This window comes from Jatrophihabitans endophyticus (genome assembly GCF_900129455.1).
GTDB lineage: Bacteria > Actinomycetota > Actinomycetes > Mycobacteriales > Jatrophihabitantaceae > Jatrophihabitans > Jatrophihabitans endophyticus.
Genome location: NZ_FQVU01000004.1, coordinates 349,732 through 362,516 on the forward strand (window position 1 = coordinate 349,732; position 12,785 = coordinate 362,516).

General features: G+C 72.7%; 13 protein-coding genes. 9 read left to right on the forward strand and 4 right to left on the reverse strand.

Features of this window, described 5'->3' with window-relative positions:
- Positions 1-9: 9 nt before the first annotated feature.
- Positions 10-135: a mycofactocin precursor MftA gene (mftA, locus tag BUE29_RS16220; protein ID WP_073391459.1), complete on the reverse strand. Its 126-nt coding sequence runs from the start codon at positions 133-135 to the stop codon at positions 10-12.
- Positions 136-253: 118 nt separating this feature from the next.
- Here mftA and mftR point away from each other — a divergent pair, with 118 nt between their 5' ends.
- The 7 genes from mftR to BUE29_RS16255 all read left to right on the forward strand — a co-directional run bounded on the left by mftR (position 254) and on the right by BUE29_RS16255 (position 8,263).
- On the forward strand, positions 254-904 hold the full coding sequence (mftR, locus tag BUE29_RS16225) for a mycofactocin system transcriptional regulator (protein WP_073391460.1): 651 nt from the start codon (positions 254-256) through the stop codon (positions 902-904).
- A gap of 98 nt (positions 905-1,002) precedes the next feature.
- Positions 1,003-1,443, forward strand: a complete 441-nt coding sequence (locus BUE29_RS16230) for a cobalamin B12-binding domain-containing protein (protein ID WP_073391461.1) — start codon at positions 1,003-1,005, stop codon at positions 1,441-1,443.
- On the forward strand, positions 1,440-2,897 hold the full coding sequence (locus tag BUE29_RS16235) for a phenylacetate--CoA ligase family protein (protein WP_200800252.1): 1,458 nt from the start codon (positions 1,440-1,442) through the stop codon (positions 2,895-2,897). Before BUE29_RS16230 ends, BUE29_RS16235 begins: the two co-directional genes overlap by 4 nt.
- Complete coding sequence (meaB, locus tag BUE29_RS16240) at positions 2,897-3,862, forward strand: methylmalonyl Co-A mutase-associated GTPase MeaB (RefSeq protein ID WP_073391462.1); 966 nt, start codon at positions 2,897-2,899, stop codon at positions 3,860-3,862. Before BUE29_RS16235 ends, meaB begins: the two co-directional genes overlap by 1 nt.
- 55 nt (positions 3,863-3,917) lie before the next feature.
- Positions 3,918-5,633 carry a methylmalonyl-CoA mutase family protein gene (locus tag BUE29_RS16245; protein ID WP_073391463.1) on the forward strand — a complete coding sequence of 572 codons (1,716 nt, stop codon included), beginning with the start codon at positions 3,918-3,920 and terminating at the stop codon, positions 5,631-5,633.
- A gap of 116 nt (positions 5,634-5,749) precedes the next feature.
- Entirely contained in the window at positions 5,750-7,441 is a 1,692-nt protein-coding gene (locus BUE29_RS16250) for an L-lactate permease (RefSeq protein ID WP_073391464.1), read from the forward strand.
- An 84-nt stretch (positions 7,442-7,525) separates the two neighbouring features.
- Positions 7,526-8,263, forward strand: a complete 738-nt coding sequence (locus BUE29_RS16255) for a FadR/GntR family transcriptional regulator (protein WP_073391465.1) — start codon at positions 7,526-7,528, stop codon at positions 8,261-8,263.
- A 37-nt stretch (positions 8,264-8,300) separates the two neighbouring features.
- Here the strand turns inward: BUE29_RS16255 and BUE29_RS16260 are convergent, their stop codons facing one another.
- Positions 8,301-9,338 carry an enoyl-CoA hydratase/isomerase family protein gene (locus tag BUE29_RS16260; RefSeq protein ID WP_073391466.1) on the reverse strand — a complete coding sequence of 346 codons (1,038 nt, stop codon included), beginning with the start codon at positions 9,336-9,338 and terminating at the stop codon, positions 8,301-8,303.
- The gene (locus BUE29_RS16265) at positions 9,335-9,634 is read right to left on the reverse strand and encodes a hypothetical protein (RefSeq protein ID WP_073391467.1); all 300 of its coding nucleotides are present in this window, start codon (positions 9,632-9,634) and stop codon (positions 9,335-9,337) included. The genes BUE29_RS16260 and BUE29_RS16265 overlap by 4 nt, the downstream gene beginning before the upstream one ends.
- A 148-nt stretch (positions 9,635-9,782) precedes the next feature.
- Here BUE29_RS16265 and BUE29_RS16270 point away from each other — a divergent pair, with 148 nt between their 5' ends.
- Positions 9,783-10,967 carry a zinc-dependent alcohol dehydrogenase gene (locus tag BUE29_RS16270; protein ID WP_073391468.1) on the forward strand — a complete coding sequence of 395 codons (1,185 nt, stop codon included), beginning with the start codon at positions 9,783-9,785 and terminating at the stop codon, positions 10,965-10,967.
- A gap of 117 nt (positions 10,968-11,084) precedes the next feature.
- Here the strand turns inward: BUE29_RS16270 and BUE29_RS16275 are convergent, their stop codons facing one another.
- On the reverse strand, positions 11,085-11,468 hold the full coding sequence (locus BUE29_RS16275) for a DUF309 domain-containing protein (protein ID WP_234971490.1): 384 nt from the start codon (positions 11,466-11,468) through the stop codon (positions 11,085-11,087).
- A gap of 197 nt (positions 11,469-11,665) precedes the next feature.
- Between BUE29_RS16275 and BUE29_RS16280 the strand changes: the two genes are divergently transcribed.
- Positions 11,666-12,739, forward strand: a complete 1,074-nt coding sequence (locus BUE29_RS16280; RefSeq protein ID WP_159440886.1) for a GGDEF domain-containing protein — start codon at positions 11,666-11,668, stop codon at positions 12,737-12,739.
- The last annotated feature ends 46 nt before the right edge of the window (positions 12,740-12,785 follow it).

Sequence of the window (12,785 nt, forward strand, 5' to 3'; positions counted from 1 at the left end):
TCGTGCGGTCTAGTAGACGCCGCACATGCCGTCGATGGAGACCTCTTCGACGAGGACGTCCTCGACGGGTGCCTCGGGGACGGCCGCGGTCTCGGTGGTCTCGTCGGTGACGGTGGTGGTGGTCTCGTCGGTCATCGTCTGGGTCCCTTCGGATCGGGCGGGGTGAGTTGCGGCACCCGGTGTCGCAACGTGGCAGCAGACTACGGTTGCGGCATCCGGTGCCGCAATAGGTCACGTCGGCTATCGTCGACCGGTGCCGGAGACGGGCCCCGCGAGGCCGGGCCGCAAGCCGACGACCAATCCCGAGGTCATCGAGGCGGCCGCCCTCCGGCTGTTCGCCGAGCACGGCTACGCGGCCACGACCGTCGACATGATCGCGGCCGAGGCGGGCACCAGTCGCCGGACGTTCTTCCGCTGGTTCGACACCAAGGCCGGCACGCTGTGGCGCGAGTTCGACACCGAGGTCGCCAACCTGAGCGCGCAGCTCGCGGCGGTCCCGCAGGACGTGCCGGCCATGGCCGCGGTCCGCCGGGCGGTCGTCGCGGTCAACCACTACCGGGCCGCGGACGTCGGGGAGCTGCGGGCGCGGATGACGCTCATCGGCTCCGAGCCGGAGCTCGCGGCCAGTGCCGCGGTCCACTACGACGCGTGGGAGCGGGCGGTGAGCGACTTCGTCGCCCGGCGCGCGGGGCTCGCCGCCGACTCGCTCTACCCGCTCGCCGTCGGTCGGGCGACGCTCGCGGCCTGCCGGGCCGCCTTCGACCGCTGGATCGCCAACGCCGACGCCGACCTGACGGTCTACCTCGACGCCGCGCTGGCCGCCCTCGCCGACGGGTTCGCCGACGCGGTCCTCGTCGCGGAGCCGACCGGCCCGCGGCGGCGCCGTCGCGCCCCGCGCCGCTGACGCGAAGTCGAATCCCTCGCGCCGCCCTGTTGAAGTGACGCACGTCTCGTCCTATGGTCTGACCACAGCAAGGTTGACCGAAAAGCGAGGTGCAGGGGATGACGGCAGTGCAGCAGCGGGCGGTCCCGATCCGCGTCATGCTGGCCAAGATCGGGCTCGACGGGCACGACCGCGGGGTCAAGGTGGTCGCGCGGACGCTGCGTGACGCCGGCATGGAGGTCATCTACACCGGGCTGCACCGCAGCCCCGACCAGGTCGTCGACGCCGCCGTGCAGGAGGACGTCGACGTGCTCGGCGTCAGCCTGCTCTCCGGTGCGCACATGCCGATCTTCGGCCGGATCTTCGCCCTGCTCGACGAGCTGCCCGAGCCCCATCGCTTCGTGCTGCTGGCCGGCGGGGTCATGCCCGAGGAGGACGAGGCCGAGCTGCAGCGCCTGGGTGTCGCCGCCGTCCTCGGGCAGGACACCACGCCCGAGACCATCGTCGCGACCGTGGAGCGGTTGGTCGACGAGCGCGCCGGCGAGAGCGCCGTGCGATGACGGTGACGGCGACCCGCATGGAGCAGTGGACGTGGCCGCCGGCCTACGACGACGACTACCGCCCGGCCGACGACGCGACGCACTGGTTCCCGGTGCGCGAGACCATGGCTCCCGACCGACGCGACGAGCTGCTGCTCGCCCGCATCCAGGAGGTCATGGCCTACGCCTGGAGCACGTCGCCGTTCTACCGCGCCAAGTGGGGCGCGGCCGGGCTGGAGCCCGGCGACGTGCGCACCCTCGAGGACTTCGAGCGGGTCCCGGTCGTGCACAAGGACGAGCTGCGCGCCGACCAGGCCGAGCACGAGCCGTACGGCAGCTACCTGTGCGTGCCGCCGCGCGACGTCCGCCACGTCAACGGGACGTCGGGGACGACCGGGCGCCCCACCGCGTTCGGCGTGAACGGTCGCGACTGGCGCAGCATCGCCAACGCGCATGCACGGGTCATGTGGGCCATGGGCATCCGGCCGAGCGACACCGTGCTGATCGGCTCGCCGCTGTCGCTCTACTGGGGCTCGTGGGGCGCCTACATCGGCGCCGAACGCCTAGGGGCCACGGTCTTCCCGTTCGGCGCCGGCACGGCGGGACAGAGCTTGCGGACCGTCCACTGGATGCGGCAGATGGGCGTGACGGTCTTCTACGGCACGCCGTCCTACGCGCTGCACCTGGCCGAGGTGGCCCGCGACGCGGGCATCGACCCGCGCCACCTCGGCGTGCGGCGGATGTTCTTCTCCGGCGAGCCCGGCGCGAGCGTGCCGTCGATCCGCGAGCGCATCGCGACCGTCTTCGACACCCGCGTCTACGACTCCGGCAGCATGGCCGAGGTCAGCCCGTGGATGCACCTCGGCGCCGGCTCCGACGAGCCGGGCGTGCTGTGCTGGCAGGACCTCGTCCACACCGACGTGTGCGACCCGACGACGCTGCGCCGACTGCCCTACGGCAGCGAGGGCACGCCGGTCTACACGACGCTCGAACGCACGGCGCAGCCGATGATCCGGCTGCTGTCGAACGACCTCACCCGCTGGGAGGCGCCGTCGGCCGAGCGGGGCCGGACGTACCCGTTCCTGCCCCGCGGCATCTACGGCCGCATCGACGACATGTTCGTGGTCCGCGGCGAGAACATCTACCCGAGCGCGATCGACGAGGTCGTGATGCGTTCGGACAACTACGGTGGCGAGCACCGGATCGTCATCAGCCGCGACGGGGCGATGGACGAGCTCGTCGTGCAGGTCGAGCACGACGGCGGGCTCGGCGGCGAGGGCGGGCTGACGCAGTGGTGCGCGACGATCTCCGGCCGGCTGCGCACCGTCCTCGGGGTCGGCGCGAAGGTGCTGCCCGTCGCGCCGCAGACCTTCGCCCGCACCGAGTTCAAGGCCCGGCGGGTGATCGACGACCGCGACCTGTTCCGCTCGCTGGAGGCGAGCACAGCCGGGGCGAGCACGGACGGGGTGTCCTGATGCCGGCCCCGACGCCCGCGGTCGCGGCGCCGTCGATCGAGGAGACGGTGACGCGCCTGCGACGCCGGGAGGCCGGGGCACTCGCGCGCGCGCTCACCGCGGTCGAGCGCCGCGCCCCCGGCGTCGACGACCTGCTCGCCCGGCTGCACCCCGACACCGGCCGCGCCCACGTGCTGGGCGTGACCGGCCCCGCCGGCAGCGGCAAGAGCACGCTCGTCACCCGGCTGACCCAGCAGTACCGGGCCCGGGGCCGGACGGTCGCGGTGCTCGCCGTCGACCCGTCCAGCACGTACAGCGGCGGCGCGATCCTCGGCGACCGCATCCGGATGTCGGACCTCTCCGGCGACGCGGGTGTCTACATCCGCTCCCTCGCCACCCGCGGGGCGATGGGCGGGCTGTCCCGCGCGGTGCTCGACGGCATCACCGTCCTCGACGCCGCCGGCTTCGACGCCGTCGTGCTGGAGACCGTCGGGGTCGGCCAGGCCGAGGTGGACGTCATCAGCGTCGCCCACACCGTCCTCGTCGTCAGCGTGCCCGGCCTCGGCGACGACGTGCAGGCGATCAAGGCCGGGCTGCTCGAGATCGCCGACGTGCACGTGGTGAACAAGGCCGACCGCCCCGGCGCCGACCAGACCTACGCCGAGCTGCGCGACATGCTGCGGCTGTCCCACCGCCGGCCGCGGCAGTGGAACGTGCCCATCGTCAGGACGACGTCGACCCGGGGCGAGGGCGTGGCCGAGCTCGCCGACGAGTGCGACACGCACCTGGCCTGGCTCGACGAGCACGGCGGCCGGGCCGAGCGGGAGAGACGCAACGCCGCGACCCGCGTCCGGTGGGCGGCCGAGGAGCTCGTGCTCGACCGGCTCCGCCCGGGGCACGGCGCCTTCGACGCGCACGTCGACGCCGTCGTCGCCCGCACCATCGATCCGCGCGCGGCCGCCGCCGAGCTCGTCCACCACCTGTGAGCCGACCGCAGGCACCCCGCAGCATCCGCAGCACACCGCAACGAGAGAGGCACCCATGGCAGAGGACGGCACGACCCCGGACCGTGACCGGCTGAGCAGCGACGAGCTCGTGGCGGCGGTCGCGGCCCAACTCACGGCGTGGGAGGCCGACGAGCTCGCCGGCTTCACGGCCCGCGCGCCGGAGAGTCGGACCGACTACGTGAGCGGCAGCGGCCTGCCCGTGCAACGCGTCTACACGCCGGCCGACCTGCCGGGGAGCTGGCAGGAGATCGGACTGCCCGGCCAGTACCCCTACACCCGCGGGCCGTACCCGACGATGTACCGCGGCCGGACCTGGACGATGCGCCAGATCGCCGGCTTCGGGCAGGCGGAGGAGACCAACGAGCGGTTCCGCTACCTCATCAAGCAGGGGCAGACGGGGCTGTCGGTCGACTTCGACATGCCGACGCTGATGGGGCTCGACAGCGACGACGCCATGAGCCTCGGCGAGGTCGGCCGCGAGGGCGTCGCCATCGACACGCTGCCCGACATGGCGGCGCTCTTCGACGGCATCGACCTGGAGCACATCTCGGTGTCGATGACGATCAACCCCTCGGCGTGGATCCTGCTCGCCATGTACGTGGCGGTCGCCGAGGACCGCGGGTACGACCTGGACAAGCTGTCCGGGACGGTGCAGAACGACATCCTCAAGGAGTACGTCGCCCAGAAGGAGTGGGTGTTCCCCGTGCACCCCAGCATGCGCATCGTGCGTGACTGCATCGTCTACTGCGCCGAGCACATGGCGCGCTACAACCCGGTCAACATCAGCGGCTACCACATCAGCGAGGCCGGCGCGAACGCCGTGCAGGAGGTCGCGTTCACGATGGCGATCACCCGGGCCTACGTCGAGGACGTCGTGGCGACCGGGGTGGACGTCGACGAGTTCGCGTCGCGGTTGTCGTTCTTCTTCGTCAGCCAGGCCGACTTCTTCGAGGAGGTCGCGAAGTTCCGGGCGGTGCGCCGCTACTACGCGAAGATGATGCGCGAACGCTTCGGCGCCACGAAGCCGAACTCGATGCGGCTGCGGATGCACACCCAGACCGCGGCCGCGACGCTCACCAAGCCGCAGCCGATGAACAACATCATCCGCACGACGCTGCAGGCGCTGTCGGCCGTGCTCGGCGGCACGCAGTCGCTGCACACCAACGGCCTGGACGAGGCGTACACGATCCCGAGCGAGCAGGCGATGAAGATCGCGCTGCGCACGCAGCAGATCATCGCCGACGAGACGAACGTGACGCAGGTGATCGATCCCCTCGGCGGCTCGTACTACGTCGAGGCGCTGACCGACGAGATCGAGCGCGGCATCGAGGACTACATGACGCGTGTCGAGGAGATGGGCGGTGTCGAGGCCGCGATCGAGCAGGGCTTCTTCCAGCGCGAGATCTCCGACACCGCGTACGGCTACGCCAAGCGCAAGGCCAGTGGCGACCGTCCGGTCATCGGCGTCAACCGGTACGTGGACGAGGACCCGGGCGAGCCGATCGAGACCCACAAGCTCGACCCGGAGTCCGAGCAGCGCCAGATCAACCGCCTCAAGCAGACCCGCGAGGACCGCGACCAGGAGCGGGCCGGACGCGCCCGTGCCGAACTGCTGCGCGTCGCACGCGATCCCGCGGCCAACCTCATGCCGGCGACCATCGAGGCCGTCCGCGCGCACCTGTCGATGGGCGAGATCACCGGCGCACTGCGGGAGGTGTTCGGCAGCTACACCGAGACCCCCGTCTTCTGACCGGACGGCCGGATCTCCTCGCGTACCCGTTCCACCCGCACCACTCGCACAACCACCGCGGACCGGCGACCGCCGGCTCGTCAGTTCGTCGCGTCGTCGTGAGCCCGGGAGAACCCATGTACAAGCAGATACTCGATCCGATCGCGGACAGCCTCGGCTGGTCGGCCCTGCTCGCCGCCCTGCCGCTGGTGCTGCTGTTCGTCCTCCTCGGCGTGTTCCGCGTCCGGGCGTGGGCCGCGTCGCTGCTCGGTCTCGGCGCGGCGATCCTGGTCGCCGCGGTCGGCTACGGCATGCCGTGGGGGCAGGTGCTGCTCGCCGGCAGCGAGGGTGCGGCGTTCGGTCTCTTCCCGGCGATGTGGATCGTCGCCAATGCCATCTGGGTCTACGAGATGACCCGTCGTTCCGGTCACTTCGACGTGCTCAAGCGCAGCTTCTCCTCGATCAGCCCCGACCGCCGGATCCAGGGCATGATCATCGCGTTCTGCTTCGGCGCGCTGCTCGAGGCGCTCGCCGGGTTCGGGGCGCCGGTGGCGATCTGCTCGGTGATGCTGGTGGCGCTCGGGCTGAGCCCGCTCAAGGCCGCGACCACCGCACTGGTCGCCAACACGGCGCCGGTCGCGTACGGCGCCGTGGCGCTGCCGATCATCACGCTCGCGAAGGTGGCCGACCTGCCGACGCGCGACCTCGCGCAGATGACCGGCCGGCAGGTGCCGATCCTCGCCGTCGTGGTGCCGTTCCTGCTGCTGTTCCTGCTCGACGGCCGGCGCGGCCTGCGTCAGCTGTGGCCGGCCGGGCTGGTCTGTGGCCTGTCGTTCGCGATCGTGCAGTTCGCGATGGCGAACTACGGCCCGGTACAGCTCAGCGACATCGCGGCCTCGCTGGTGTCGGCGGCGGCCACGCTGCTGTTCCTGCGGTACTGGCGCACTCCGGAGGTCCTGCCCGTCGAGCTCGACGGTGACGACGCCGGCGCCGTGCCCGCGGGCGGCACCACGCCCGGCGCCGGCTCGGTCGGCACGCTGCCGCGCACCCGGCCGTCCGCCGCGGCGCGGGTCGCCGTGCAGCGCGACCCCGCCGTCGAGCAGCTCAAGGCCTTCGCGCCCTACATCGTGGTGGTGGCGCTGTTCAGCATCGTCGCGATCCCCGCGGTGTCCGAGCAGCTGGCCAGGACCACCCGCATCGTGCAGTGGCCCGGGCTGCACCTGGTGAACTCCGCGGGCAAACCGCTGACGTTGACGTCCTACAAGCTCGACTGGCTCGTCGGCGGCGGGACGGTGCTGCTCGTCAGCGGCCTGATCACCGCGGCGATCCTGCGGCTGTCGCCCACGGTGGTGCTGCGCTGCTACGGCGCCGTCCTGCGCCAGGTCAGGGCGGCCGGCGTGACGGTGATGAGCGTGCTCGCGCTCTCCTACGTCATGAACGCCTCCGGCATGACCGTGACGATGGCGGCGTGGTTGGCAGGGGCGGGCAGCGCCTTCGCGGTGCTGTCGCCCGTCCTCGGCTGGTTCGGCACCGCCGTGACCGGTTCGGACACGTCGTCCAACTCCCTGTTCGGTGCACTGCAGGTGCAGGCCGCGCAACGCACCGGGCTGGACCCGGTGCTGCTCGCCGCGGCCAACAGCTCCGGCGGTGTCCTCGGCAAGATGCTCAGCCCCCAGAACCTCGCCATCGGCGCCAGTGCGGTGGGACTCTCGGGTCGCGAGGGCGAGCTGTTCCGGCGCGTGCTCGCGGCGACGGCCATCCTGCTGCCGCTGCTGTGCGTGGTCGTGGTGCTGCAGGCCACGTCGGTGCTGTCGTGGCTGGTGCCGTGACCGGGGCGCGCGGTACCCGGCAGTAGCGTGGTCCCCCGATGGTGCCGGTGCGGCGTGACGCCCCGGCCGAGGGGAGGCAGCGCGGTGGACGAGCCGCCGGTCGACTGGCAGCCGGTGCACCGGCAGCGCAGTCACGAGCAGGTGCTCGCGCAGATCGAGCAGCGCATCGTGCTCGGTCAGCTGCGTCCGGGGGACCGCCTGCCGCCGGAGCGGCAGCTCGCCGAGGTGCTCGGTGTCAGCCGCTCGGCGGTGCGCGAGGCGTTGCGGGTGCTGGAGTCGATGGGCGTGCTCGACGCGTCACCCGGTTCCGGGCCCGGTGCCGGGTCACGCATCGTGGGCGGCGGCGGCCCGGCGCTGTCCACCCTGCTGCGGTTGCAGGTCGGGCTGTCGGCGTTCAGCCAGCGCGAGGTCATGGAGGTCCGCGTGCAGCTCGAGCGGTGGGCGGTGCGCGAGGCGGCCGGCCGCGTCACCGACGCCGACGTCGACCGGCTGCATCGGCTGATCGAGCGAATGCGCGACGAGCACATCGACGCCGACCGGTTCAACAGCCTGGACTCCGAGCTGCACGTCGCGATCGCCGAGGTCAGCGGCAACAGCCTGCTGGCGGCGTTGATGCGTGGCATCCGCGACGCCGTGCACGCCGCGATGATCGTCGTCTTCGCCGGGCTCGAGGACGTCATGGCCGTGCGCACCGCGCTGTGCGACGAGCACGCCGCCATCGTGGCCGCGGTCGCCGAGGGCCGCGGCGAGGACGCCGCCACCCTGGTGCAGGCGCACATCGAGAGCTTCTACCGGACGGCCACGACCCGGCGACCCGGGTAGCGGCGCCGGCCGGGGGAGCCGGCCGGCCGCGCGACGGTCAGCGGTCGTCGGTGAAGTACGACGCGACCTGCGCGGCGGAGACCGCGGCGAGCCCGGTGACCGACCACCGGGGCGTGCGGTCCTTGTCGACGACGGTGGCGCGGATGCCCTCGGGCAGGTCGGGACCGGCGAGGAACGCGCACGACAGCGCGTAGTCCTGGCGCAGGCACTGGGCGAGGTCGGTCATCGCCGCGGCCCGTCGCAGGCCGGCGAGGGTGACCGCGAGCGCGATCGGACTGCCCGACTCCATGGTGTCGGCGGCGGCGTGGGCGGCGGGCTCGGCCTCGGCCCGCAACCGGCGCACGATCTCCTCGGCGTCATCGCCGGTGAAGCAGCGCGGGATCCACGCCGGGGTCGGCGCAGCGTCCGGCGGGGTGGTCGCGGCCGCGGCGACCGCGACCGCGGCGTCGGTCGTGCGCAGCCGGTCGAGCAGGTCCGGCAGGTGGTCGGTCGGCACGAACGCCTCGGCCAGCCCCACCCGCAGCAACGTCGCCGCGTCGAGCCGGGCGCCGGTCAGCGCGGCGTGGGTGCCGAGCTCGTCGGGCAGCCGGGCGAGCAGGTACAGGCCGCCGACGTCCGGGGCCAGACCGATGGCGACCTCGGGCATCGCCAGCTGCGTCGTGGCGGTGACGACGCGGACCGGCCGGTGTGCACCGATGCCCACGCCGCCGCCGAGCACGAGGCCGTCCAGGAACGACACGACGGGCTTCGGGTAGCGGGCCAGCCGCAGGTCGAGGGTGTATTCGTGCCGCCACAGGGCGCGCGCGAGACGGTGGTCGCCCAGCGCGGAGTCGCGGACGGCCACGATGTCGCCGCCGGCGCAGAACGCCCGCGGCGACGCGGTGCTGTCGAGCACCACCGTGCGGACGGCGTCGTCGTGGAGCCAGGCCCGGAGCGCGCGGTGCATGCCGTGCAGCATCGGCATCGTCAGCGCGTTGAGGGCCTTCGGCCGGTCGAGCGTGATGCGCCCGACCCGTCCCTCGACGCGAGCGTGCAGGTGCTCGGTACCGGTCTCGACCGTCCGGAGCGCGGTCACGGTCGTGGCCCGTCGCCGGCGGCGCGGGCGGCGCGGTCGAGCGCGGCCGTCCAGCCCGGGTCGTAGTCGCGGTGGCGGGTGTAGGCGAGCAGCAGCATCCGCACCGCGAACGGCGGCGGGGTGGCGCCGGCGTGCAGGTCGGCGATGACGTCACGCATCATGGCCAGGCCCGCCTGCGAGCGGCCGCCGGCCGCGGTCTCGTCGGCCAACCGGGCCTGCAGGAAGTCGAGCGCCGCCGGCGGGACGTCGATCGCGAGGCTCTCCCGGGTGGCGCGGGGCCGGCCCGTTCCCGTCATCGCGCATCCCTCGTCCGTCGAGCCGTCGGTCGGTCGGCGCCACCCTAACGACCGCCCGGACGTCAGCCGGACGTGACTCGGGGGTAGGTGATCTGACGTACGCGTCAGCGAGGCCGCGCGCGGGGCGCTGCGGCCGATGGGAGATTCCATGAAGGCAGTGACCTGGCAGGGCAAGCGCGACGTGCAGGTGATCGACGTCCCGGACCCGGTCATCCAGGAGCCGACCGACGCCATCATCAAGATCACGAGCACGAACATCTGCGGTTCCGACCTGCACCTGTACGAGACGCTGGGCACGTTCATGGATGCCGGCGACGTCCTGGGCCACGAGCCGATGGGCATCGTCGAGGAGGTCGGTGCCGAGACCGGCGACCTGAAGGTCGGCGACCGGGTGGTCATCCCGTTCCAGATCTCGTGCGGCCACTGCTACATGTGCGACCAGACGCTCTACACGCAGTGCGAGACCACCCAGGTGCGCGATCAGGGGATGGGCGCGTCGCTGTTCGGCTTCTCCAAGCTGTACGGCCAGGTGCCGGGTGGTCAGGCGGAGTACCTGCGGGTGCCGCAGGCGCAGTTCACCCACATCAAGGTGCCGGCCGGCCCGGGGGACGAGCGGTACGTCTACCTCTCCGACGTGCTGCCGACCGCGTGGCAGTCGGTGCGTTACGCCGACGTGCCCGACGGCGGGTCGGTGACGGTGCTCGGGCTCGGCCCGATCGGGGACATGGCCGCGCGCATCGCGCAGCACGAGGGCAGGCGCGTGATCGCCGTCGACCTCGTCCCGGAGCGGCTCGCCCGCGCGAAGGACCGCGGCATCGAGACGATCGACCTGCGCGAGCACGAGAAGGATCTCGGCGACGCGATCCGCGATCTGACCGACGGCCGCGGCACCGACTCGGTCATCGACGCGGTCGGCATGGAGGCCCACGGCTCGCCGGTCGCGAAGGGGATCCTCAAGGCGGCGTCCGTGCTGCCCGACGCCCTCGCGGCGCCGGTGACCAAGGCAGCGGGCGTCGACCAGCTCGCCGCGGTCAACTCCGCCATCGACATCGTGCGGCGCGGCGGCACCGTCTCGATCATCGGCGTCTACGCCGGCGCGGCCGATCCGTTCCCGCTGAACATCATGTTCGACAAGCAAATCCAGCTGCGCATGGGTCAGGCGAACGTCAAGAAGTGGGCGCCGGAGATCCTGGACAAGGTCCTGGGCGACGACGACCCGCTCGACGTGGAGTCGTTCGCGACGCATCGGCTGCCCCTCGCCGACGCCGCCCACGCGTACGACATCTTCCAGAAGAAGACCGACGGCGCGATCAAGGTCGTGCTGCAGCCCTAGCGTCCGGCCGGCTGGCCCCATAGGGGCGCGGTCATCGCACCACCTGGCCCCATGCGGGCGCGGTCACGGAGTCGTCACGACCGCGCTGGCATGGGGCCAGCTTGCTGTCGGGTCAGGTCAGGCCGGGTCGCGGACGAGCCGCGGCGGGGCGTCGACGACGTCAGCGCCGTTGGCCAGCCCGACGACGGCTGCGTCGGCCCAGCGCACGAGGGCGGGGACGTCGATGCCGTACGGCGGCTCGGGCGCGCCGGCCGCGATGCGTTCGCGGCCGCGGGTCAGCAGGGCGACGGCGCCGGTCCGATTGCCCCGGGCGGCGTGGGTCAGCCCGACCGCGAGCTGGGCCAGCCCCTGCCAGAGCTCGCGCTCCTCGGCCGGCGCCGCCTTCCACGCGCCCTCGAGCACCTCGTGGGCGTGGAACGGCGCGCCCATGTCGAGCAGCCGCTGCGCCTCGACGAGGGCCCCGCGGGGTGGCCGGACGATCGTGTCGTCGGTGGTGGGCACGCCGGCCGACCCCCGGGGGAGCGGGCGACCCAACCCGTCGCGCGGCCGGGAGTTGCGCGCACGTCCCTGCTCGTCGCGGTCTCGTTCGGTCCCGGTGACTGTCCGTCGGGCGTCCTCCTCGGCCATCCGACGATGGTGGCACCGATTCCGCCCGGATGTGGGCTCAACGATCGTGCGCACCGTCCGATGTAAGGGCCATGGGTGGTAGTGCCGTGGGCGGGGACGCCTACGTGCCCCGCGACGTGGCGGTGGCGAAGCGACTGGTGGTCGTGCTGACGGCGGTGGCGACCGCCGTCTCGGTGCTGTTCGCCGTGCTCGTCCCGTCCTCGCAGAGCTTCGAGCTGACCCTGGTGTCGTTGGCCGGGCCGGTCCTCGTGCTCGGCCTGGCCACGGTGATCAGCGTGTCCCCCGAGCCGGCGGGGTGGGTGTGGCTCGCCTACCCCATGACCGCCACCGTCTCGATCGCCGTCAGCGACTTCGCGAGCGCGGACGCCTCGGTGACCGGACAGCTGTTCTTCCTCTTCCCGATCCTGTTCGCGGGCTCCCAGCTGCGGCGCCGGCCCGCGGTCCTGCTGACCGTCGCCGCCTGTGCCTGCGAGGTGCTGGTCACCTTCAGCCTGCTGCCCGCCCGCAGTGCCGCGGTCGACGCCGGATACGTCTGCGCCAGCCTGGCCGCGACCGCCGGCATCCTCGCGTACGGCGCCGAGCGGGCCGACCGGCTCATCGAGCAGCTGCAGGAGCAGGCCGCCGTCGACTCGCTGACCGGGCTCTACACCCGCCGCATCCTCGACAGCGCGGCGGCGACGTCGCTGCACAGCGCCGGGAGCGACGGCGGCACGGCGTTGATCATCATCGACATCGACCGCTTCAAGCAGATCAACGACGAGCACGGCCACCTGGCCGGCGACATCGTGCTGCAGCGGATCGCCGACCTGCTGCGCGACAACAGCCGCCGCACCGATCTCGTCAGTCGCATGGGCGGCGACGAGCTCGCGGTACTGCTGCCCGGGTGCACGCTGCCCGATGCCGTCGAGCGGGCCGAGGAGCTGCTGCGCCGGGTCCGCGCGCTGCGCATCGATGTCGCGGCGGTGAGCATGTGCCGGACGGCGGACGGCTCGTCCCTGCGCGTCACCGCGTCGCTCGGGCTGGCGCACCTGCCCACCCACGCGACCGACGTGCACGACCTGTACCGGGCGGCCGACCTGTCGCTCTACGCCGCCAAGCGCGGTGGGCGCGACCAGCTGGCCACCCCGCTGACCGCCCCGGTCTGAGCCGAGCGACGCGGATCGCGCACCGCCCCATTGTCGCTACGTTCGA